Annotated in this window: 21 protein-coding genes; 5 read left to right on the top strand and 16 right to left on the bottom strand. The window is 38.2% G+C overall.

Annotated features, from left to right (window positions below):
* Positions 1–282 precede the first annotated feature (282 nt).
* The 4 genes from ACJROX_RS19795 to ACJROX_RS19810 form a co-directional block, all read right to left on the bottom strand.
* Complete coding sequence (locus ACJROX_RS19795; protein ID WP_408006920.1) at positions 283–1,341, bottom strand: RNA-guided endonuclease TnpB family protein; 1,059 nt, start codon at positions 1,339–1,341, stop codon at positions 283–285.
* 4 nt (positions 1,342–1,345) lie between these two features.
* Positions 1,346–1,525 carry a hypothetical protein gene (locus tag ACJROX_RS19800; RefSeq protein ID WP_408006921.1) on the bottom strand — a complete coding sequence of 60 codons (180 nt, stop codon included), beginning with the start codon at positions 1,523–1,525 and terminating at the stop codon, positions 1,346–1,348.
* A gap of 30 nt (positions 1,526–1,555) precedes the next feature.
* Positions 1,556–1,954 (bottom strand): IS200/IS605 family transposase, encoded by a 399-nt coding sequence (gene tnpA / locus ACJROX_RS19805; protein WP_408006922.1) that lies wholly within the window; start codon positions 1,952–1,954, stop codon positions 1,556–1,558.
* 311 nt (positions 1,955–2,265) lie between these two features.
* Positions 2,266–2,736: a nucleoside deaminase gene (locus ACJROX_RS19810; protein ID WP_408006923.1), complete on the bottom strand. Its 471-nt coding sequence runs from the start codon at positions 2,734–2,736 to the stop codon at positions 2,266–2,268.
* Positions 2,737–3,046: 310 nt separating this feature from the next.
* Here ACJROX_RS19810 and ACJROX_RS19815 point away from each other — a divergent pair, with 310 nt between their 5' ends.
* Together ACJROX_RS19815 and ACJROX_RS19820 are read left to right on the top strand one after the other, a co-directional pair.
* The gene (locus ACJROX_RS19815) at positions 3,047–4,612 is read left to right on the top strand and encodes a glutathione ABC transporter substrate-binding protein (RefSeq protein WP_408006924.1); all 1,566 of its coding nucleotides are present in this window, start codon (positions 3,047–3,049) and stop codon (positions 4,610–4,612) included.
* A gap of 80 nt (positions 4,613–4,692) precedes the next feature.
* Positions 4,693–5,916 (top strand): amidohydrolase, encoded by a 1,224-nt coding sequence (locus ACJROX_RS19820; protein WP_408006925.1) that lies wholly within the window; start codon positions 4,693–4,695, stop codon positions 5,914–5,916.
* A gap of 45 nt (positions 5,917–5,961) precedes the next feature.
* On the opposite strand, the gene ACJROX_RS19825 is transcribed toward ACJROX_RS19820, so the two are convergent.
* The 8 genes from ACJROX_RS19825 to ACJROX_RS19860 are packed head-to-tail and all read right to left on the bottom strand — an operon-like array spanning position 5,962 to position 14,169.
* Positions 5,962–7,410 (bottom strand): NCS1 family nucleobase:cation symporter-1, encoded by a 1,449-nt coding sequence (locus ACJROX_RS19825; RefSeq protein WP_408006926.1) that lies wholly within the window; start codon positions 7,408–7,410, stop codon positions 5,962–5,964.
* A 31-nt stretch (positions 7,411–7,441) separates the two neighbouring features.
* Positions 7,442–8,737 carry a hypothetical protein gene (locus tag ACJROX_RS19830; RefSeq protein ID WP_408006928.1) on the bottom strand — a complete coding sequence of 432 codons (1,296 nt, stop codon included), beginning with the start codon at positions 8,735–8,737 and terminating at the stop codon, positions 7,442–7,444.
* Positions 8,734–9,426: a helix-turn-helix domain-containing protein gene (locus tag ACJROX_RS19835; RefSeq protein ID WP_408006929.1), complete on the bottom strand. Its 693-nt coding sequence runs from the start codon at positions 9,424–9,426 to the stop codon at positions 8,734–8,736. The genes ACJROX_RS19830 and ACJROX_RS19835 overlap by 4 nt, the downstream gene beginning before the upstream one ends.
* 16 nt (positions 9,427–9,442) lie before the next feature.
* A complete protein-coding gene (locus tag ACJROX_RS19840; protein WP_408006930.1) occupies positions 9,443–10,309 on the bottom strand; it encodes a sensor histidine kinase in 867 nt (288 codons plus the stop codon).
* A complete protein-coding gene (locus tag ACJROX_RS19845; protein WP_408006931.1) occupies positions 10,290–11,285 on the bottom strand; it encodes an ABC transporter ATP-binding protein in 996 nt (331 codons plus the stop codon). Before ACJROX_RS19845 ends, ACJROX_RS19840 begins: the two co-directional genes overlap by 20 nt.
* A complete protein-coding gene (locus tag ACJROX_RS19850) occupies positions 11,285–12,301 on the bottom strand; it encodes an ABC transporter ATP-binding protein (protein WP_408006932.1) in 1,017 nt (338 codons plus the stop codon). The genes ACJROX_RS19845 and ACJROX_RS19850 overlap by 1 nt, the downstream gene beginning before the upstream one ends.
* 16 nt (positions 12,302–12,317) lie before the next feature.
* Positions 12,318–13,238: a nickel ABC transporter permease gene (nikB, locus tag ACJROX_RS19855; RefSeq protein ID WP_408006933.1), complete on the bottom strand. Its 921-nt coding sequence runs from the start codon at positions 13,236–13,238 to the stop codon at positions 12,318–12,320.
* A gap of 28 nt (positions 13,239–13,266) precedes the next feature.
* Entirely contained in the window at positions 13,267–14,169 is a 903-nt protein-coding gene (locus tag ACJROX_RS19860) for an ABC transporter permease (protein WP_408006934.1), read from the bottom strand.
* A gap of 281 nt (positions 14,170–14,450) precedes the next feature.
* Here ACJROX_RS19860 and ACJROX_RS19865 point away from each other — a divergent pair, with 281 nt between their 5' ends.
* From ACJROX_RS19865 to ACJROX_RS19875, 3 genes are all read left to right on the top strand, one after another.
* Entirely contained in the window at positions 14,451–16,028 is a 1,578-nt protein-coding gene (locus tag ACJROX_RS19865; protein WP_408006935.1) for a glutathione ABC transporter substrate-binding protein, read from the top strand.
* A 102-nt stretch (positions 16,029–16,130) separates the two neighbouring features.
* Positions 16,131–17,369 (top strand): amidohydrolase family protein, encoded by a 1,239-nt coding sequence (locus tag ACJROX_RS19870; RefSeq protein ID WP_408006936.1) that lies wholly within the window; start codon positions 16,131–16,133, stop codon positions 17,367–17,369.
* A gap of 19 nt (positions 17,370–17,388) precedes the next feature.
* Positions 17,389–18,609, top strand: coding sequence for an amidohydrolase (locus ACJROX_RS19875; RefSeq protein ID WP_408006937.1), 1,221 nt, complete (start codon positions 17,389–17,391; stop codon positions 18,607–18,609).
* Between the two features lie 478 nt (positions 18,610–19,087).
* Here ACJROX_RS19875 and ACJROX_RS19880 read toward each other — a convergent pair whose 3' ends face one another.
* From ACJROX_RS19880 to nagA, 4 genes are read right to left on the bottom strand one after another with little or no spacing between them, the layout of a single operon-like run.
* The gene (locus tag ACJROX_RS19880) at positions 19,088–19,819 is read right to left on the bottom strand and encodes an SIS domain-containing protein (protein ID WP_408006938.1); all 732 of its coding nucleotides are present in this window, start codon (positions 19,817–19,819) and stop codon (positions 19,088–19,090) included.
* A gap of 24 nt (positions 19,820–19,843) precedes the next feature.
* Positions 19,844–20,566 carry a GntR family transcriptional regulator gene (locus ACJROX_RS19885; RefSeq protein ID WP_408006939.1) on the bottom strand — a complete coding sequence of 241 codons (723 nt, stop codon included), beginning with the start codon at positions 20,564–20,566 and terminating at the stop codon, positions 19,844–19,846.
* Positions 20,567–20,579: 13 nt separating this feature from the next.
* Complete coding sequence (gene nagB, locus ACJROX_RS19890; RefSeq protein ID WP_408006940.1) at positions 20,580–21,317, bottom strand: glucosamine-6-phosphate deaminase; 738 nt, start codon at positions 21,315–21,317, stop codon at positions 20,580–20,582.
* Positions 21,314–22,513, bottom strand: coding sequence for an N-acetylglucosamine-6-phosphate deacetylase (nagA, locus tag ACJROX_RS19895; protein WP_408006941.1), 1,200 nt, complete (start codon positions 22,511–22,513; stop codon positions 21,314–21,316). The genes nagB and nagA overlap by 4 nt, the downstream gene beginning before the upstream one ends.
* Between the last annotated feature and the right edge of the window lie 101 nt (positions 22,514–22,614).

A 22,614-nucleotide genomic window follows, 5' to 3' on the forward strand; every position in this document is an offset into this window, starting at 1 on the left:
ATCAGTGAAAGCATATAAACGGTTGAACTTTTTTCTAAACGGTACGACTTTCTTTCAAATCAACATAATGAAAGACTGCTAATTATAAGAAAATTCATTTGAGACTCCCACGGCTAAAGCCGCAAGCCCTACACCTTACGGTGTGAGGGGTGGGATTCTTGAATGACTAAGCGTTCGCAGTCCATTTCTGTTTTGAACAGCCTCCAAGATGAGGGTATCTCATTACCCCGTCCCATGCAGTTAAAATGTACCCACATGGGCGGCATACCTATTACCAGTATGCTAGGCTACTAAACCCGAAATCGCTTTCGATATATTAATGGCTCCATTGAGGTCAGCATGACAGGTGTAGCCACATTCTCTACATTGAAAATGGAGACCGTTTCGATTTTCTTTCGCTTGATGACCACATTTGCAAGTTTGACTGGTGTATTCTGGATTCACCAATTCAAAACGGATCCCTATCATCTCAGCTTTGTATTTGATGAACTCTTTAAGTTGGTAGAACGACCATGAATGCAGGCTCCTACCTTGGTCGTTTTTCTTTGATTTGGTAGTATTTCGAATATCCGTCAAGTCTTCCATGCGAATCACTCCAACACCGTTGGCGAGTGCAAGGTTAACGATTTGACGGCTGATTTTATGGTTCTGGTCTTTCATCCAACGAGACTCTTTGCCTTTGGAATTCTTAATGGCTTGTAGTTTTTTCGCTTTTCCTAGTCTCCTTCTTCTTGCCGAGAAGTGTCTACGAGTATATGCGACTTTTGAGCCTTTAAAGAAGAAAGACTTTGTTCCAATACTGGCAACTGCGAGATATCGAAGTCCCAAGTCAATCCCCATGACTTTTTTACCTTGTGATGATTCCACATTCCAAGTGATTGAAATGGCAAGATACCATTTCTTTTTCTTTTGATAAAGCTTTCCAGTCCCTATCTTTACGCTTCCACTGATCATTTGATCAAGCCACTTTATTTGAAATGGTTTTGCTATTACTGGAACCCCTATACGTTTTGCAAGTGTAGGAAAAGAAACGGTGTATAATTTACTCTTCTTTTCTATTTTTAAGTTTTGATTATTAAAGCAGCACCACATTTTACGGAAGGTCTTTGCTTTCTGATTTTTCTTTTGAAATTTTACTTCTCTAATGGTTTGATTAATGACTGCGGATGGAAATTTCTCTGCTGAAAACTCCTTAAAGATTCGACTGGTTGCCTGATTTATGTCTGGATGAAGCAATAACCAGTTCGCAAATCCTGTATTTGTCTCTGCCATTCGTTTATACATCTGTTGTTTGGCAAGAGTCGGTTTATGTAGCTCTAAGCGTAGCGTGATTGTCGGCATATATTCACCCCCATTTCTTTAAAATTTTGTTGGAATAGATCTCATGAGATGTATTTTCTATAAAGTCATGTAGAGTTTGGTCGATTTCGATTTCCAAATCTTCGTTTAATTCGTTTCCATCTTCATCATATAGCTGGAAGTGTTCGTGTTTCCATTCATGAAACTTGTCTTGCAACAAGTCCATTAAGTGTGATTTCCTGTTTATCCAAAACGCTCACCCCCTTGTTTTTTGTTGTTCAACATAACGCTTAATGGTTGCACTCGATACATTTCCTGCGGTCGATACAAAATAGGAACGTGTCCAAAGACTCGGCAGATGTTGAAGATGAGGAAATTCCTCTCTTAACTTTCTAGAAGTCACTCCTTTGATTTTTGCCATAATATCAGCAGGACTAAGTGTTGGTAGTGTGTTTAGGAACATGTGGGTATGGTCTTTGTCGCACTCTAAAGCAACAATGACAATTTCTAATTCTTCACATATTTCCTGTACTAACTGTTTAAATCGTTCCTCTACATCAGTACGGAGAAATATTTTCCTTCTGTATCGAGGACAAAAAACGAAATGATAGTTGATTAATGATACGGTTTTGTTTGTTCTTCTGTATTCGTTCATATTCACAATGTATCAGTTTTGTTTATAAACTACAACAGTTATACAACAAAAAGAGAGTGAAATTTTCGGATACTTGAAGTACCACAAAACCTTTCCGATTTTAGCGGTGCTCCGTATCCGTTCTCACTCTCATCCCATCCCTAAAGGCGGGCTATGCCCTGCATGGGCTTTCCCTTTCGGAAAATCTGTAAAGAAATATAAAATACTGAGAAAGAGAAAAACTATAAAACTGTATCCGCAACCTCTCTTCCTGATGCTACAGAGATTTTCTTTTCTGATTTCTCCTCATAAACACCGTCCCTTATTTCTGATTAGTAATGTGTTTTATCTTTTGATTTTTCCCATGTTTTAAACGGTAATTCATATTGATTTGGAGAAATTTGTTTCATAGTAATATTACGCTGGTCAATTGGAAGGGAAAGCTGTTCATAAATAAACTGATCGTCGAAACCTATTTTCGCCGCATCTTCCTTCGTACATGCATAATAAACAGCTTTTGGTCTCGCCCAATAGATTGCTCCAATACACATCGGACAAGGTTCACAGCTCGTATAGATCTCACAATCGATAAGCTGGAAGTCATTTAAATATTGGCAAGCTGCCCTTATGGCCTGCACCTCAGCATGTGCAGTTGGATCATTTGATGCTGTTACTTCATTTCGGCCGGTACCGATTATTTTACCGTCTTTAACAACAATGGCCCCAAATGGTCCACCTTGGTTGGACATGACATTTTCTAAAGCCAATTCAATTGCTTTTTCCATAAAAGAGTAACCTTTCATACAACCACTCCTCGGTTCATCGTGCATTTATGCTAATATTAACAGGTATGTTGTTAATACCTTCAACAATTTGAGCTTCCCAAATGGATACCCATCTACCATTATGTACAAATAACCTCTAAAAGCAGAGTAAACATTTATTAAATTTAATTAATCCATCTCCCTCTAATTCAAATAAACACTTTTATATAAAATCGTGGATTCGATAAAGAAGTAAAGATATTAAAAAATAAAGTAAAAATTCCAAAACAAAATTATCTGAATATTTTTTATAATTAGACAAACATTAAATTTTTGGAGGTTATAGTCTATGAAAGTAAAACGGGGGTTAGGAAGATTTTTTCTAGTCATGTTGATGCTGTTTGTGGTTACCGGATGTTCAACAAATAAGGATGTCAGTAAAGCTGAGGATGACAAGGGCAAAGCATCTAAGGATGGCGGTAGTTTAGTTATTACTCGCTTATCAGATGCTGAGAACTTGGATCACCATTTTATGTCGACAATCAATGCTGCAAGTGTTACCCATGGCAAAATTTATGAGGGCTTAGTAGGGAGAGATAAAAACGCCGAAATACAACCCTTGTTGGCAGAAGAATGGCAGCAACTGGATGAGACAACATGGGAATTCAAGCTTAGAAAAAAAATAAAATTCCATGATGGAACAGATTTTAATGCTCATGCAGTAAAAGCGACCTTCGATAGACTCTTAGATCCGAATGTTGCTTCACCTAGAGCAGTTGTATTTAAAATGGTAGAAGAAGTAAAGGTGGTTGATGACTATACTGTTCAATTTATTTTATCAGAGCCGTTTTCTCCACTACTTTCGATTTTAGCCAGTCATGAGGGCGGTATTATCAGTCCAAAAACAATTGAAAAATACGGCAAGAACATTATTCAAGAACCCAATGGAACGGGTCCATTTGCCTTTGAGTCGTGGACGCCCGGTCAGGAAATTGTATTAAATAAAAACAATCATTATTGGGGTACTAAAGCAAAAGTAGATAAAGTTATTTTTAAGGTAGTCCCAGAAGAAACGACAAGAATCTCGATGCTGGAAACGGGTGAAGCCCATATCGCTGAACCGCTTTCTGTTTCCATGAAGAATACGGTAGAAGCTTCGTCAGCGGTCGAAGTCTACCGTAGCGAAGGATATGGTACAGAGTATATCGGCTTTAATGTTCAAAAGAAACCATTTAATGATGTCCGGGTTCGTAAAGCAATCGCTCATGCCGTTGAAATGGATTCGATTATTAAAGGGGTTTATAATAATGTCGGAAAAAAAGCCAATTCAACATTAGGATCAAAGGTTTTCGGATATCATGAAGACATGAAGGCCTATGAATATAATTTAAATGAAGCAAAGAAATTATTGGCTGAAGCGGGTTATCCAGATGGTTTTGAAACTACACTAAAAACAATGGACAGCAAAGAAAGAATAAATTTAGCAGAGGTCGTTCAATCACAGTTAAAAGGGATTGGCATTAAAGTAAATATAGAAGTCTTGGAGTATGGGACCTTTGTCGAGCAAGCAAACAGTGGTAACTCCGAAATGTTTATCCTTAGCTGGAGGAATGCTACTGGAGACGCTGATTATAATCAATATAATCTTTTCCATACGGACTCACAAGGAGCTGCAGGAAATACCTTCTTCTACAGCAATAAAGAGGTCGATAGCTTAATAGAAGCTGCCCGTCGTGAAAAAGATCAAGAAAAACGTAAAGAACTATATGCACAGGCGCAGGAATTGGAAATGGAAGATGCGGTATATATTCCTGTTCGTGTAATTGAAAATCTAGCTGCTATTTCAAGAGATATAAAAGGTTTTTCAATCAGTCCATCAGGCTATTTAGAAATTAATGATGTCTCAATAAAATAATCTATTAGAGATGAGAGGGATATTCATATTTGAATACCCCCTTTTATCTTTGTTTTTAAGTAAAAGAAAGGGTGAATAAGTTGACACGGAGTTACTGGTTGAAGAATACACAATTAGAATTTGGTTATAAAAAGGAGGATGGAAAAGTAGTAGGAACATTAACCGAGCTGTATCATTTATTAATAAAAGATGGGAAAATTACGAAGATCATAAAAGCTAAAGAGCCTCTTTCTGATAACTTGCCTGTCAGAGATGCAAAAAGATTGTTGCTACTACCTTCCTTTGTTGAAAAGCATGTTCATTTAGATAAGACCTACATGAGCGAGGATTGGAGAGCTTGTATTCCTGCTTCAAGTGTGGTTGAACGGTGCGAAATTGAAAAAAATATCCTGGCAACTATCCAATCGAGTACAAGAGACCGGGCTGAAGCTTTGCTCGAGATTTTATTGTCTTTCGGTTCTACTCACATAAGATCTCATGTCGATATTTACCCTGAAGTGGGGTTAAAAAATTTAGAAGGTGTTTTACAAGCATTAGAAACATATTCTAATAAACTAAGCTCAGAAATTGTTGCATTTGCCCAGCATGGCTTGTTGCGCTCAGGAACTGTAACCCTTTTAAGAGATGCTTTGAGAAACGGTGCAGGGATCGTTGGTGCCGTGGATCCCGCAACGGTAGATAATAATATTGAAGCATCTTTAGTACAGTTAATGGATTTGGCAGTTGATGGGAATGCAGATATTGATTTGCATTTACATGACCCTGGTCACCTCGGGACTTTTACGATGAAGAGGCTTGCCTATTTAACGAAACAAGCTGGCTGGGAAGGAAGAGTTGCAGTCAGCCATGCCTTTGGACTCGGAGATGTTTCGACAGAAGAAGCAAGTGAAATGGCTCATATATTGAGAGATGCAGGTATTTCAATCGTGACTAGCCTTCCAACCGGCCGAAACGTTCCTCCTCTTGATCTATTAGACGATATCGGCGTGGATGTTGCAGTAGGAAACGATAATATCTATGACTCGTGGTGGCCTACAGGGAACGGTGATGTACTGGAAAGAGTAGCTCGTTTAGTGGAGCGTTACCGCTGGACAGATGAAGTCTCGCTCTCGCAAACTCTAAAATATATTACCGGTGGTATCACTCCATTAGACAAAGGCGGTAATCAAGCTTGGCCAAAACCAGGCGATGACGCTAATATGGTTCTTGTTGATGCTAGCTGTTCTGCGGAAGCCGTTGCAAGACGGTCGGAGCGTAAGGCTGTCGTTTACAAAGGAAATATGGTTTCCGGCTTTTTAAACTAGAAAACTCAATCAATTAAAATGCAATTTTTTAGAGGATGAAAAAATTCATCCTCTTTTTGTTATTCCGGATTTTAACAGTTTACCGATATAAAAAAATGAAAGGTAAAGAAGGATTGCTAATAAAATTCCGGTAAACCAAGAAATACTGTAGAAAGGTTCAAGGAAAGGTATAAAGTTACCTAATAAACTAAATAACCCTGCCAATAGAGTTGCAAGTATTGCAGGCATGTTCACCCTGCTTGATCGATGGGCCTTACTGCCTGAATAATATAACTCTTGTATATTAATTTCTCTTTTACAGATGACAAAATAATGTATCAGCATCACTCCGATAACAGGACTCAACAATCCACCAACCATATTCAAAAAGGCAAAAATACTTGTGGAATTCTCCATTAACTTCCATGGCATAATGACTATTCCAATAATAGTGGCGATCAGAGCACCTGATTTAAAGTTTAGTCTTTTCGGAAAAAGAGAGGTCAACTGATAACCGGCAGGAATGATATTAGCGACAATATTAACGGATAATGTAGATAAACAGATCGTAAGTAAAGAAAGTACAATGGCAAATTTGTTATCAAATCGGTCTACTACATCGAGAACATTCCAGATTGGAACACCAAATGCAATTTCTGACCCGACTATGATCGTAATGCTCACTACGGAAAATAATAAATAAGTAATGATAAGTCCTGAGATTTGTCCGATAGACTGGTCCCTATTGGAACTCGAGAACCTTGTTACATCAGAAACACTTAAAATTTGTGCGACCCAGGTGGCTAAAATGGCAGAAACACAGGCCAGGAAAATGAGAAAACTATTCCCTTCTACACCTTTCGCACTATAGTTCAAAATCGGGGAAATTCCGCCAGCCAGATTGATTGTCCAAACCGACATTCCTCCGAAAACAACAAAAACTAAAGGTGTAACCAGTTTTGTCAATTTCCCTAATGAATCCATTCCGGTATAAATAAAAAAAACATTGATGATCCAGAATAGGAGAAAGGAAAGAAGACTAGATAAGTTTAACCCAAAAAAACTCCAATTTCCGCCTAATGATAAATAATCCGGCCAAAATTCCCCAATTAAAATGGATAATGCGAAACTACCTGCATATGTTTGAAGACCAAACCACATAATCGCTGCAATAACCCCCCTCATCACCCCTGGAACAATCGCTCCTTTTGTACCATAGCTCTTACTGAGCAGGATAGAGAAAGGGATTCCGTACTTGGTTCCAGCATGACCATTCAACACCATCATGATCGCAAGTAGAATGGAGGAAATCGTAATGATGAAAAATACTTGCCAAATGGATAACCCAATCGCAAAGAACCCGCCAATTGTAACATAAGATGGTATGTTATGGACGGAACCTATCCAAATAGTGAAAAAGTGTCCAAACTTCCATGTTCTAGCATCTGGTTTGGTTGGTAATAAATCAGAGTTATAGGTCGATTTATTTTCAAGCAGTGCCTGTTTTTTTCCCAATGTTTCTTCCCTCCATATTTCCTCTATATCTTCAGCTTGCTAGATATTCTTTTATAAATAAAGACAGGCAAATAAAACCAGAGATGGAAAAACTAACCCAAATAGCTTTTAAATCATTGGTCAATGGTGATGATAAATAACCTCCTATGACACCAATCAACGATGAAAAAGGAATGATGGCAGGAAGGTTTTTTTTACTGAGAATGATATATAACATCGGCACAATGATGGAAGCGTATATATTCCCAAAGAAAAATAATAACTCGAGAGGATTTGGCGTGAGAATACTTGCGATTACAAGTAGTAATGCGCATACCCCCCCAGAAAAAGTATAGGTATATCTCCATTTATCACGATCAGTTAGAGGACGAAACACTGCCATGACATTTTTTACGAACAAGGTTGTCGTAGCATGCAGTTCTGCACTTATGGCAGATGAAATCGCACTAAAGCAAAATAAAACAAATAAGATGATCAGCATTGTCGTTTGAATTTTGTCGACTAGTTCAAACAACAGTGAATAAATATTTTCAAAGCTTCTTTCAAAGATAATGATCATCAATAAAGATGATAATGCAAGAGGAATGGTTGCCCATATCAATCCAGCTAAAGTAAAGGTCATTTGTACCTTTTCTTTTTGAATGATAAAGATTCTCTGCCAAGTGGCTCGATCAGTTATGACTTGTCCACAACCAATTAAAACAGCTGTAAAAATAAACCAAATCGCTTCTGTATTCTTAAAGAACAATATATAGGGATGATAAAGCTTAATTCCCTCGTATACAGGATGAACACCTTCTTGAATATAGAAATAGACAGGAATTACGATGACAGCCCCAAAAATCAATACGACATTTACGCCAGAAAGCTGATGGAGCCGATACAAACCACCAACTCCACCGACTAAATAGCAAAATCCTAAAAGCAACAACATCCCGAAAAAAACAGGAATCGGGAAAATTATGTGTATAAGAATTCCTGCTCCCATTGCCTGTATAAATAAGGAATATAAGCTCGTCAAAAATAGAACAGAGATCATATACCAATATCCACTGGCTGTCAACTTTTGTTTTAATACATCTCCAATCGTCTGTTGATCAGGAAACTTTTCACGGATTTTTTTAGCTATAAAGCCAAAAAAAATGAGAGCGAAAGCCCCCATTAGGGAATAGCCAATTCCACCGGTGAGGCTGTATTTTATTAACGTTTCAGGAGCGGAAAGAATGGTGTTTCCTGTCACCCATCGTGCCAACAAACTGACAATACCAAAGCCAATCCCAAGTTTGGCGGCACCACTTATATAAAATTGATAATCATATCTTTTCAACGGTGTGTCTCCTTTATTCGATAGTCACGAGGAGATTGCCCTGTCATTTTCCGGAAGATTTGGCTGAAATAATGCTGGCTGTTAAATCCACATCTTTCTGAGATGGTACATATATTTAAATCGGGATAATCAATTAGCATTTTTTGAGCTTCCTTTAAACGATAATCATTTAAGTATTCAGAAAAGCCCATCCCTACTTCTTCCTGAAATTTTCTACTTAAATAGGCAGGGTTGATATGAATTTTAGAAGCTAAATAATTTAAAGTTAATTTTTCGCTATACTCATGATGAATAATGTGCAAAGCGTTCATGACCTGGTCTGAATAACGTCCCAGCCTTTCATACCTAATTAATACTGCCATCAGCTCTTCTTCAATGACGGGTTTCGTAACGTAATCTATCACCCCGATCCTGATGGAGGTTTTAGCATATTCAAAATTTTGAAAAGCCGTAACTATGATAATGTCCATTGTATATGAATCCGTTAGTTCCTTTGCTAATTCTAATCCTGTTTTTCCGGGTAGTTGAATATCTAGCAATGCAAGAAAGATGTCATGTTGTTTCACGATTTGAATCGCTTTTGATGCATCTTGTGCCTTAAAAATTGACCAGGTCGGGAACCTTTTTTGAATTAAATATTCAAGTTGTTCTAATTCAAGTAATTCATCGTCTACTAGCAGAACATTCATAATGAATGGGCACCTCCTAAATCTCTGACTTTAGTACAAACGGAAAAATAGCTAAAACGCTCGTACCATCTTCGGTTTTCGTTAATTGTACAGATCTGTGATCTGTTGGAAATAGAAGCTTAAGCCTTTTTGTAATATTCTCTAACCCGAGTCCACCTTTATAAGGTGGCCCCTCAGAGGTTTCATAAGCGTTGTTCCAAACCGTTACATGGACTTCCTTTTCCTTTTTTTCAATGATTATTTTCAGAAAGGCTTCATCGATCGATTTTTCGAATGAGTGTTTAAAAGCATTTTCGACAAATGTTTGAATTAAAAAAGGGATGATGATGGCCTGATTAACCTTTGGATCTGTTGTAATTTCATAATAAAGTTTATCTCGAAACCGAATTTTTTGTATTTCCAAATAATGATTTACATAGGATAATTCCTCTTCAATGGTTATGAACGTATTGTTTGTTTTGTATTTATATTTAAGGAGTTTTGATAAAGCTTCAATGGAACGAATTAATTCTGTTTTTCGGTCCAGCCTGGCTAAGCTTAAAATGGAATTTAACGTATTAAAAAAGAAATGTGGCTGGATTTCTTGGTTTAATTGATTATAAAGTGCAGTTTGCAGCTCTTTTTCTAAAGCAATTTCCCGTGTTTGCTTTTCTAGCAGATCAATTCGTTTTTCAAAAATAAATAAAAATAGTAATGTAAAAGCGCCTAACAAAGGGGCTAACACACAGAACATAATATAAATGGAGAAAGCTTCTATTGTCAGCATTAGGTAAGTATCTCCTTTAGATGTAGAAAAAGGGAGGCTGTGTAACCCCCTTTTAATATAAATACTAAACAATTCACTATTTTTTGAAAATGGTTTTTTATACCAATTCCTCTGCAAAGTGACAGCTTACAAAATGATTCTCGCCCAATTCTCTTAATTCAGGTTCCTCTTCTTTACACTTTTTTGTCACAAATGGACAGCGTGTATGAAAACGGCATCCTCTAGGCGGATCAATTGGGGATGGCACATCTCCTTTTAGAATAACGCGCTCCTTTTTTAACGTTGGATAAGGAACAGGAATTGATGATAATAATGCTTTAGTATATGGATGGAGCGGTGAACCGAACAATGCTTTTTTCTCCGCAATTTCAACTACTTTTCCTAAATACATCACCATTACCCGGTCAGAAATATGTCGAACGACACTCAAATCGTGTGAAATAAAGAGAAAGGTAAGTTGAAACTGTTTTTGCAGATTTTTTAATAGATTAAGGATTTGTGCTTGGATGGAAACATCCAATGCTGATACCGCTTCGTCACAAATAATTAATTTCGGATTAACAGCAAGTGCTCTAGCAATCCCAATTCGCTGCCGCTGCCCGCCGCTAAATTCGTGTGGGTGGCGCTCTAGTGCTTCTGGTGGAAGTCCCACATAGCCGAGTAATTCTAGCATTCTATCCATTCTTTTTGATTTTTCGACGACTTTTTGAATGGCCATTGCTTCATTAAGTATTTGCTTTACTGTTTGCCTTGGGTTAAGAGAGGCAAAAGGATCTTGAAAAATAACCTGTAAATCTCCCCTAAGTTTTCCCATCTCTTTTTTATTAAGGTTTAAAATGTTTTTCCCCGAATAATAGACTTTTCCATCCGTTGGTTCATCTAGTCTTAAAATCGCACGCCCGGTTGTAGATTTACCACATCCTGATTCGCCGACAATACTTAATGTCTCACCTTCAAAAAGATGGAATGATACATCGTCAACTGCTTTTACATATGTTTTAGGTTTAAAAGTGGAGTCTTTTTTAACTGGGAAATATTGCTTCAAATGATCCACTTGTAACAATACTTTTTTTTCTGTCGCAGCTTGTATCATTATAGAACCTCCTCTTTTTCAATTTGACCTGTCCATCGATCGGTATACATCCAACAACGTACCTTTGCACCATCACTTTGTTCAATTAACTTCGGATGTTCTTGGTGACACATTGGTTCTTGTAAAGGGCATCTTGAGGCGTAACGACACCCAGTCGGCATATTATATGGACTTGGTACTGTACCTTCAATCGTACGTAATTCTTCCTGATCCTCATGAATTTTAGGTAATGAATCGAGTAAGCCTCGGGTGTATGGATGTTTTGGATTGGTGAAAATCATTTCAGTAGGTGCCTGTTCGACAATATTGCCAGCATACATGACCGCAACCGTATCACATGTTTCAGCAACAACCCCTAAATCATGAGTAATCATGATGACGCCCATGCCTAGCTTTGTTTGCAAATCTTTAATTAACTCTAGTATTTGTGCTTGAATAGTTACATCCAATGCAGTTGTTGGTTCGTCAGCAATTAAGACTTCTGGAGTACAGGCAAGTGCCATTGCAATCATTACACGCTGCCTCATTCCACCGCTTAACTGAAATGGCTCCTGTTTCGCTCTTTTTTCGGGAGAAGGTATTCCAACCAGCTTAAGCAATTCAACTGCTTTATCCCAGGCTACCTTTCTCCCCATTTTTTGATGCAGCCTTATAGCTTCTGCAATTTGTTCCCCGGCAGGGATCACAGGATTTAACGAGGTCATGGGCTCCTGGAAAATCATTGAGATTTCATTTCCACGAATTTTCCTCATTTCGTCCTCTGGAACCACCACTAAATCTTTTCCTTTAAAAAGTACCTGCCCACCTGTAATTTTACCAGGAGGAGAGGGAATTAACCGCAGGATGGAAAGAGATGTTATACTTTTTCCACAGCCGGATTCACCTACAATACCTAGAGTTTCGCCCTTTTGCAGTGTAAAATCAATGCCATCGACCACTTTACTTACACCGTGTTTTGTATAGAAATATGTTTTTAACCCTTTTACTTCTAAAATGTTTCTGTTATTCTCAGTCACTACTCTTCACCACCCTTTAATGTAATTCAATCCGTTTATTGAAGAATCGATACAAAATATCAACAAATAAATTCACAATGACGAAGACTAGGGAGGCAACTAATACTCCGCCTTGAACCATTGGCAGATCTCGCATACGAATCGCATCAACAATCATTCTCCCAAGCCCGTTAATGGCAAATATCGATTCAACCAGGACAGTTCCTCCAAGCAAGGCACCAAACTGTAATCCGACAACCGTAATAACGGGAATTAATGCATTTCGTAGCGCGTGCTTATAAATAATCACTCGTTCGCGTAGTCCTTTAGCACGTGCTGTCCGGATATAATCCTGCCGAATGACCTCGAGCATACTGGATCTAGTCATCCGAGCCACGATTGCCGCCCCCCCTGCCCCTAATGTTAGGGCTGGAAGGATAATATGCAGGATGCTATCCCATCCTGTAACAGGAAGAATTTGCAGCTTTACTGAGAAGAAAAACATCAGCATCAAGCCAAACCAAAAACTTGGTAATGAAATACCGAATAAGGCAACTAACATCACAATTGTATCAGTGAGGGAATAAGGTTTAACGGCTGAAATAATCCCTGCTGTCATCCCTAAAATGACAGTGATAATAGTACTAAAAAGAGCGAGCTCTATAGTGATTGGTAATCTTACCAATATTTCATCAAGGACAGGCTGGCTATTCTTCAATGAAACGCCCAAATCGCCTCGGAATATGTTTGCTAAATAGTCGAAATATTGAACAAATAATGGGCGGTTTAACCCCAACTGCTCACGGATTGCTTCAATAGTTTCTTTTGAAGCTCCTTCACCTGCAAGCAATACAGCAGGATCACCGGGCACAAGCTGCATGATGAAGAAAACAACAAATGTTACCCCAATAATAACCGGGATGGTTTCCATAAGTCGTCGAATAACAAACATTAACATTGGTCGTAACCTCCTCTAATACTATGATTTATTTTTTCATACGTGGATCAAACGCATCGCGAAGTCCATCTCCAAAAATATTAAAGCCTAAAACAAGAATCGAAATCGCCAAACCTGGAAATAAGGCGATATAAGGTGCTGAGAATAAGAATTCTCTACCGTTACTTAACATCGTCCCCCATTCAGGAGACGGAGGTTGGGCTCCAAGGCCAAGAAACGATAAGCCGGCAGCGGAAAGAATTGCTGTGGCGAGACGTAAAGTTCCTTGGACAATAATTGGTGAAAGAATGTTCGGAAGAACATGTTTGAAAATAATTGTTAAATCATTTGCACCGAGGCAGCGGATCGCATCAATATACTCCAAACGTTTCACCTCTAAGGTAGACCCACGGACAATTCGGGCAAATAATGGAACGGAAAAAGCACCAACGGCAATTGTAACGTTAATCAGACTTGGTCCTAGGGCACTTATGATAGCTAATGCAAGTAAAATTCCTGGAAAGGCAAGCATGACATCCATCATTCTCATAATGATTGAATCAATCCATTTGCCATAATAGCCGGAAACTAGTCCCAAAATAATCCCAAAAAATGCGCCAAACATTACAGCTGCAAATCCGACTCCCATTGAAAGTCTTGAACCATATAAAATTCGACTTAAAATATCTCTTCCCTTATCATCTGTTCCCATCCAGTGATCGGCAGATGGAGGCATCAACTTATTTTCCAATTTGATTTCATATGGATCGTACGGAGCAATTAGCGGCGCGAATAAAACGATAAAGATATAAAAAAGGATAATGATCGCCCCAACCATCGCCGCTTTATTTAATATTAAAATAGAAAAGAAATCTTTTAGTTTAGATTGTTTTGGTTGAGTAATAGTTTGTGTGATAACAAATGGTTGTTCTTTTTTTGCTTCTAGTGACATATATAACCCTCCTTATTATTTTTTCTAAGAAATATGGAGTAATGCTAGTTGTCATGGTCCCCCTTCGTAAATTTCATTGTTTTTTATTGATTATGTATCAACATTCAGTTAAAAGTGAATATTTTTTTAACCAGTTGTCAAAATATTTAAATTTTTAGTAAATATTCTGTAAATGTTCAAGTTCATCATTTTTTATAATACAGATAAGCAATTGACGGAGGATGGTGAATAAGTTCTAAAATCAAGGAATTTTGAAAACACAACAAAGGAGACAGAGAATAATGCAGAGAAGAAAACGCGGAATAAGAAGTGTAATTCTATTTGTTTTGATTGGCCTAATGATATTGTTTGCTCAGGCGTGCTCAACAAAATCAACTACTTCAAACGAAACTGCAAACAAAAAAGAAACGACAAAAGATGGTGGTACATTAACAGTTGTTCGGCTTTCCGATGCAACAAAGCTAGATCCCCATTTCATTACCGATATTCCTTCTGCGAATATCGTTTATCAAAAGGTCTATGAGGGACTAGTTGAACCAGACAAAGATTTCAAAATTAAACCGCTGTTGGCGAAAGAATGGAAAGTTGTAAATGATACGACTTGGGAATTCAAGTTAGAAGAAGGTGTTACATTTCATGATGGAGAGCCTTTTAATGCTGAATCAGTAAAAGCAACCTTTGACCGTTTGCTCGATCCAAACACTAGTTCACCGCAGCGTGAGAAATTTGCAATGATTAAAGAAGTGAAAGTTATTGATGAGTATACAGTCCAATTATTGCTTGAATATCCATACGCCCCGCTTCTATCTATTTTGGCAAGTAATGAAGGAAGTATTATTAGCCCAAAAGTATTAGCTGAAAACCCCGAGAAATTATCAGAGCATCCGGTTGGTACAGGTCCATTTGTTTTTGAATCTTGGAAGACCGGTCAAGAAATTTCATTAAAGAAAAATGATAACTACTGGGGCAAGAAACCTAACATTGATCGTGTCATATTCAAAGTCGTTCCTGAAGATGCAACTCGTCTTGCAATGATTGAAACAGGTGAAGCTCATATTAACGACCAAGTACCTGTAACTGAAATTGAGCGAATTGAAGCTTCCGATTCTATGGGGCTTTATCGTACAAAAGGACTAGCTGTTGAATATGTAGGTTTCAACATAAAGAAAAAGCCTCTCGATGATGTTAAGGTTCGAAGAGCAATCAGCCATGCGATTGAAAGGGAAGCAATCATTAAAGGTGTCTATAATAATGTTGGAACCCTAGCAAACTCAGCAATGAGCCCGATGGTGTTCGGTCATAGTGACAAGGTAAAGCCATATGACTATGACTTGAACGAAGCAAAGAAATTACTGAAAGAAGCAGGCTATGAAAATGGACTTGAGCTCACATTATTAACAAGTGATCGCAAAGAACGTATTAACATGGCAGAAGTTATTCAATCTCAATTAAAAGGGATTGGAGTGGATGTGAAAATACAAGTGATGGAGTATGGTGCTTATATTGATATCATCGACAAAGGCGATCATGACATGTTTATCGGTGGTTGGGGAAATGCAACAGGCGATGGGGACTACAATCAATACAACTTATTCCATTCGGCATCACAAGGAGCTCCAGGCAACCATTTCTATTATAGTAATCCAGAGGTAGATAAATTAATTGAAGCAGCACGTAAAGAAACAGATGAGGCAAAACGTTTAAAACTATATGAACAAGTAATGCAAATGGAAATTGAGGATACTGTTTATATTCCAATCCGTAACTACGAGCATATGGCTGCACATAGCAAAAACGTTAGTGGTTTTTGGCTGAATGCTGCAAACTACCTAATGATTGATGATGTGGTGATTAAGTAAAAAAGTTGTTTGTTACTTGAACTTGTAATTGCAAATGATCGAGGAAAAGTACTTTTGTTTGAAAAGGTACTTTTCCCAATTTTATGAATTGGAGGAATCGGCATGACAGATTTATGGATAACAAATGTCCGTTTAGAAAAGGGTTTTATTTACGACAATGATCGTATTGCCGCAACGGAGACGGAAATTTGCCACTTGAAAATAGAAGATGGAAGAATAACAGAAATCACTCACATAGCTCCAGAATCAGATGATCAGCAGTTTGATGCAAATTACCAGCTTCTACTCCCCTCTTTAAGGGATATGCATATTCATATCGATAAAACCTACTACGGTGGGCCATGGAAGGCATGTACTCCGATAACCAAAGGGATTTTCACAAGATTAGAAGAGGAACGAGAACTGTTGCCAAAGCTTTTACCAACGGCCCAAGAACGTGCAGAGAAAATGATTGAATTATACTTAAAACATGGTCATACCCATATTCGTACCCATTGTAATGTCGACCCAATCATTGGTCTGAAAAATCTTGAGGCAACCGTAAATGCCTTGAAAAAATATGAAGATGTTCTTACCTACGAAATTGTTGCTTTTCCACAGCATGGGTTGCTTAGAAGTGACTCTGTTCAACTCATCCGTGATGCAATGAAAAATGGGGCAACACTTGTTGGTGGAGTTGATCCTGCGACAGTTGATCGAAATATAGAAAAATCATTAGCGACAATTTTTGAAATAGCCGTTGAGAACAATAAAGGTGTAGATATTCATCTCCATGACCCTAACACCCTTGGTGCTTTTACGTTTGAAAGAATGGCTCATTATACGAAAGAATCTGGTCTTAAAGGAAGAGCAACGATCAGTCATGGTATTGCTTTAGGAGATCTGCAAGGTGAAGCCCTTTATGAAATGGCTGCTATTTTAAAGGACCAGGAGATTGATGTCACTACGACCGTTCCGATTAACCGCGCTACGATTCCGATTCCAACCCTTGATAAATTGGGGTTTCCTGTATCCGTCGGTCATGATAGCATTACCGATCATTGGTCACCCTTCGGAACTGGGAATACGATTCAAAAGTTAGGAATTCTCGCAGAACGATTCCGAATGATTAACGAATACTCACTGGCTTCTGCTTTAAAATATGCAACAGGAGGAATAACTCCATTAAATGAAAAGGGAGAACGCGTCTGGCCAAAGGTTGGCGATGAGGCAACGATGATACTGGTCAATGCTTCTTGTTCAGCTGAAGTAATAGCAAGACGGGCAGAAGTGCAATCATTATTTTTTAAAGGAAAAAAGGTTGAAACCAAGCTAATAGAACCAAATAAAGTAAATATTTAAACTTATATGGAGGAAAAAAATGACTACTGAATATTGGTTAAAGAACGTTCGGTTAGAGACTGGCTATTTACAGGACGAAAAGGGAGTCTATGAAACAGAGACAGGGCTTTTCCATTTAAAAATTAAGGATGGCAAAATTGTAGAAAAACGTAATTCTACCTATGTGATTCCTCATGAAGAAAAAACAGTTGATGGGAAGGGATTTTTAGCGATCCCTACCTTTAAAGAAATGCATAATCATTTAGATAAAACCTATCTTTCTCTCGATTGGAAGGCTTGTAAACCCGTCAAAAACCTAGAAGAACGCTTACATTATGAAGCGATGGAGCTTGAAGAGCTTGGTCCGACAACGAAGCAGCGTGCAAGTAAAATGATTGAATTGATTCTTTCAAACGGATCAACACATATACGCACCCATGTGAACATCGATCCATATATCGGTTTAAAAAATTTAGAAGGTGTGAAAGCAGCACTTGAGGATTATTCTGATAAACTAACCTATGAAATTGTAGCCTTCCCGCAGCATGGACTGTTAAGAGAACATGTCATTCCTCTAATGAAAGAAGCGATGAGGTCAGGTGCTCATATTGTTGGTGGATTAGACCCTGCTGGAATCGACAAAAATATCGAAAAATCGCTCTATGAAGTAATGAATCTTGCAGCTGAATTTGATGCCGAGGTTGATATCCATTTACATGACAGTGGGCATGTAGGATATTATACCGTTGATATATTAGCAGAAATGGTTGAAGAAGCGAAATGGCATAATCGTGTTGCAGTAAGCCATGCTTTTTGTTTAGGAGAGGTTCCATTTCCTCAACAGGAAGTGATTACCGACAAATTAAGTGAACTGGGAATGTCAGTTATGTCAACCATTCCAATTACAAAAACACTGCCGCCAGTTGCTCTACTAGATCGTAAAGGAGTAAACGTTTATCTAGGATGTGATGGCTTCTATGACTCCTGGGGTCCATTTGGAACTGGTGATGTATTAGAAAAGGTAACCACTTATGGTGAACTTTATCGGAAAAGTGATGAACGTTCATTAGCCCAATCACTAAAATGGGCGACAGGCGGAAAAACACCATTAACGAAAGAGGGTGAAATTGCCTGGCCACTAGAGGGCGATGAGGCAAACCTCGTTCTTGTAAATACATCTTGTACAGCTGAAGCGGTCGCAAGAACACCAAAACGAGAGGCTGTTATTTTTAAAGGTAAAGTAGTAGCTGGGCAAATTTAAGGATTGAAATTCTTCGTCCTCCCATGTTGAGGACGAGGATTTTTTTATGAGGAACTAGTAATGGAGGTTCAATCCTTCAGCAGAAACCTAATTTATACTTTTAGCAGCTGTTAAGCAGCTTTAAAGATGGCGTAAAAAGCGCTGATTATAAAGATGCTGAAGGTCGTACGGCTTTAATATCTGCTACACTGCCGTAGTAAAAAGATACCTTTCTTTTTCAAGTAGAAGCTTATCGCTTCCCATATTGTAAATTTCCTTTTGACAAACCAGGTCTTGATAGCATTTACCTAAGTCTAGTTCTGCTGCCACATATAATGAATATGAAATATATTGCGAATAGGCTATGTAAATAATCATAAAAAAGTGTTGCTGTTGACCATATATTCATGAACATAATCAAATAGATTAAGGGATAGGAACCTTACCTCCTACCCCTACATTTGACGTAAAACCAAAAAAGCGAAGATTTCCGTACACTTTAAAACAAAGGAATTCTACCTTTATATTTTTGAACCAGACTTTGATTATAATCATCAGCGTTATCAAGGTTGCCGCTTTTGAATATAGGAGGTTCATATCCATTTTCAAGCATGATCTCAATGGCCTCTACGATAATTGCGTTCAAAATAGCGGCTCCTACAACCGTTGAGCTTGGACCAAATCGTTCAGTCGTCATTTCGTGTGACATGAGTGCATCACCTTTTACACAATGATTATCAATATACAGATCAACGGAGTTTACCAAATGCTTACCACTTACATGTTTTGAGGGTTGACTTTTTGAGTATTCAATTGAAGTCAGACCAATGACATAGGCGCCTTTTTCTTTTGCTAACAATGCAACATCAATCGGGACTGGATTTCTTCCCGAAGTTGAGATAACAATGACAATGTCCTCAGGCTGAATCGATACATCTTTCATAAATGATTTTGCATAATCATTTTGCCGCTCGAGTTCCGTGGACCGAATAGCTCCTTTGTGGAGCATTATCTCTTCAATTAATATCGGATATATGGAAGCTAAGCCTCCTGCCCTATAAAAAACCTCTTCCGTTAGAATATGCGAATGACCAGAGCCAAATAAATATATAATGCCTTCATTTTGAATACATGTCGCAATTTTTTTTCCTGCGAACTCTAATTTTTCTTTTTCCACTTTTTCAACTAACTCCAATTGAGCTTTAATTTTATCTAGATAATCATGTAGCATCTTTTCCTCCAATACACTGAAACGTTATCTTTTAATATTAATTGTGAATTTATACCGGTCAGCACGATAAGCTGATTTCACCATTTCAAATGGAACGCCATTTTTCAGATACGTATTACGTCGAATAAATAAAATAGGAGCCCCCTTCTCAATGGCCAAAGCATCACTTTCCTTTTGTCCTGCAATAGAAGACTCGATTATTTGCGTTGAATAATCAATTGTTAGTTGTTGTTTTTCCTCAATATATTGATACAGAGACTGGGAAACGATTTCCTCGGTTAACCCCTTTATGAGATTAGCGGATATATAATTTGTCTCCAACGCCATCGGGACGTTGTCAGCAAGCCGAATGCGCCGAATTTCATATACGGGAGCATATTCTTTTATACCAAGTTGTTTCGCTACCTGGATATTCGCAGGAATGATTTCAAAATGGAGTAATCGGCTGCTCGGCTCCATTCCCCTTGCTCGCATATCTTCAGTAAAGCTTGTTAAGCCAATCAGTTTTTGCTCGATTTTTTGCTCGCTAACGAAAGATCCCTTTCCTTTTCTACGATATAGATAGCCTTCTTTAACGAGATTATTAATTGCTTGTCGGACGGTCATTCGACTTATATCGTATTTTTCCGCGTATTCTCGTTCAGATGGAAGAGAATCTTCGGGCTTTAACTCCCCTTTTTCTATTAAGCTTTTAATGTGCTCCTCTAACTGGTGGTAGAGCGGCAGCGGAGAGTTTTTATCCATCATCTTCTTACTCCTTTCAAGGGCTGACCAAACAGCTCGATATCGCTTTTTTGTCCGCTATTATTGTAACATTATTATGCTTCTTTAACACTGAGGCTGGAAAGCTTTCACTAATTTCTCCATGCTGTAACCTTTGCATGGCCTCTGCTTTATCCTCACCGGAAACGAGAAGTAAAATTTCTTTACTTTTAAGAATCGATGCAATTCCCATTGTGATTGCATGAGTAGGAACATTGTCAAATCTGTTAAAATAGCGGGCATTAGCTTTCCTTGTCGAAGGAGCAAGTTCAACGATATGTGTTTTTGAATTAAATGGAGTCTGTGGTTCATTAAATCCGATATGTCCGTTTCTGCCAATCCCTAAAATCTGAAGGTCAACTCCACCTAATTGATCAATTACATAGTCATAACTACGACATTCCTCTTGAAGATTTGTTGCTGCACCATTCGGAATGTGAATATTCTCAAAATCAATATCAATATGGTTAAAAAGGTGCTCATTCATATAATGGCGATAACTGTTTGGATCAGTTGCTCCTAACCCTATATATTCGTCTAAATTAACCGTTTTAACGTGTTGGTATGTTGTTTGGTTTTTCTGGTGATTTTCAATTAGGTGTTGATATGTTCCTTCAGGTGTCCCCCCCGTAGCTAATCCGAGGGTAATCTTGGGATTGTTGACAACTTTATTTATAATGATTTCTGCTGCCTTTTGGCTCATCTCTTCATAATTTTCAACTTTTATCAAGTTCATTCATCATTCTCTCCTTGTTTATACGCCAATTTTCCACGACAAAACGTCATGACCACATCAAGATTCTCGTTAAGAATGACGAGATCGGCATCTTTTCCGGTTGCAATACTACCTTTATGTTCAAATACGTTTAATTGTTTTGCGGGATTAACCGCTGTGATTTGGATAAGGTCACGAATTGTACAAGAAGTATAAGAAGAAAAGTTTCGGAGAGCGTCTTTCATTTTTAAAATACTTCCTGCTAATGTGCCGTTTTCAAGTGTTGCCTTTGTTTCACTTACGTTTACTTCCTGTCCACCTAAATCATACCTTCCTTGCTTTAAACATTTCGCCCTGATGGAATCTGTGATTAGGATAACTTTATCTTTTGTTTTTTGCTGAAAAGCTAACCGTATCATTTCCGGTCGGATATGAATTCCGTCAGCAATAATTTCTACAAATAATTCATCCCGTAATAATGCCGCGCCTGCAACGCCTGGTTCCCGGTGATGTAAACCTCTCATTCCATTAAAAAGATGCGTTACATGCGTTGCCCCTGATTCAATAGCTTGATCGACTTCTGCATAGGTCGCATTTGAATGGCCAATAGAAGGGACAACCTCTGTTTCTTTCAGATGGCTGATCAGCTCTAAACCTCCAGGTTCTTCTGGTGCCAATGTCACCATTTTAATGTTACCTTGTGCAAGCTTTTGCCACTTTTTAAAGACGTTTACATCCGGTTCTGTAATATGATCCAACGGTTGTGCCCCAGCTCTTTTGTCAGAAATAAATGGACCTTCGAGATGAATCCCTAAGATTTCGGATTTTCCGATTGTTTGAGTCTTACCCATGTAATCAGCTACATTTATCAATGCCTTTTCAATTGCTTCATGCGATTGAGTTATTGTTGTGGCTAAAAAGCTTGTCGTTCCTTCATTTGGTAAAGTTTGAGCCATTGTTTCCAATGCTTCTGTTGTTGCATCCATCGTATCGGCTCCTGCCACACCATGGATATGAACGTCAATCATCCCAGGAATTAAGCAATGGTCCTCCGGCATTATAATTACTTCATATTGCTCATTATGCTCAGATAGGGTATTAAGATCCCCTACTTCCACGATCTTCCCATCGACGACCTTCACATACCCTTTTTCGCAAACTGTATTTTCGTTATAAATTTTTAGGTTTGTAATGATAAAAGGTTGGTGCATTCCCATTCATCCCCGCTCCCTTTCAGTTGGTTCACAAAAATCATATCATCATACTAGGATAGTTGTCTATACCACTAATTTTCAACTCAAAAATCGGGAAACATATG

This window comes from Pseudalkalibacillus sp. A8 (genome assembly GCF_045920555.1).
GTDB lineage: Bacteria > Bacillota > Bacilli > Bacillales > Fictibacillaceae > Pseudalkalibacillus.

Excerpts from the sequence above, each read along its gene's own strand:
- ACJROX_RS19885 (WP_408006939.1), bottom strand. The coding sequence starts at position 20,566 with ATGATGGATAAAAACTCTCCGCTGCCGCTCTACCACCAGTTAGAGGAG.
- ACJROX_RS19795 (WP_408006920.1), bottom strand. The coding sequence starts at position 1,341 with ATGCCGACAATCACGCTACGCTTAGAGCTACATAAACCGACTCTTGCC.
- tnpA (WP_408006922.1), bottom strand. The coding sequence starts at position 1,954 with ATGAACGAATACAGAAGAACAAACAAAACCGTATCATTAATCAACTAT.
- ACJROX_RS19860 (WP_408006934.1), bottom strand. The coding sequence starts at position 14,169 with ATGTCACTAGAAGCAAAAAAAGAACAACCATTTGTTATCACACAAACT.
- ACJROX_RS19810 (WP_408006923.1), bottom strand. The coding sequence starts at position 2,736 with ATGAAAGGTTACTCTTTTATGGAAAAAGCAATTGAATTGGCTTTAGAA.
- ACJROX_RS19880 (WP_408006938.1), bottom strand. The coding sequence starts at position 19,819 with ATGCTACATGATTATCTAGATAAAATTAAAGCTCAATTGGAGTTAGTT.
- ACJROX_RS19815 (WP_408006924.1), top strand. The coding sequence starts at position 3,047 with ATGAAAGTAAAACGGGGGTTAGGAAGATTTTTTCTAGTCATGTTGATG.
- ACJROX_RS19865 (WP_408006935.1), top strand. The coding sequence starts at position 14,451 with ATGCAGAGAAGAAAACGCGGAATAAGAAGTGTAATTCTATTTGTTTTG.
- ACJROX_RS19845 (WP_408006931.1), bottom strand. The coding sequence starts at position 11,285 with ATGATACAAGCTGCGACAGAAAAAAAAGTATTGTTACAAGTGGATCAT.
- ACJROX_RS19875 (WP_408006937.1), top strand. The coding sequence starts at position 17,389 with ATGACTACTGAATATTGGTTAAAGAACGTTCGGTTAGAGACTGGCTAT.
- ACJROX_RS19870 (WP_408006936.1), top strand. The coding sequence starts at position 16,131 with ATGACAGATTTATGGATAACAAATGTCCGTTTAGAAAAGGGTTTTATT.
- ACJROX_RS19835 (WP_408006929.1), bottom strand. The coding sequence starts at position 9,426 with ATGAATGTTCTGCTAGTAGACGATGAATTACTTGAATTAGAACAACTT.
- nagA (WP_408006941.1), bottom strand. The coding sequence starts at position 22,513 with ATGGGAATGCACCAACCTTTTATCATTACAAACCTAAAAATTTATAAC.
- ACJROX_RS19800 (WP_408006921.1), bottom strand. The coding sequence starts at position 1,525 with ATGGACTTGTTGCAAGACAAGTTTCATGAATGGAAACACGAACACTTC.
- nagB (WP_408006940.1), bottom strand. The coding sequence starts at position 21,317 with ATGAACTTGATAAAAGTTGAAAATTATGAAGAGATGAGCCAAAAGGCA.
- nikB (WP_408006933.1), bottom strand. The coding sequence starts at position 13,238 with ATGTTAATGTTTGTTATTCGACGACTTATGGAAACCATCCCGGTTATT.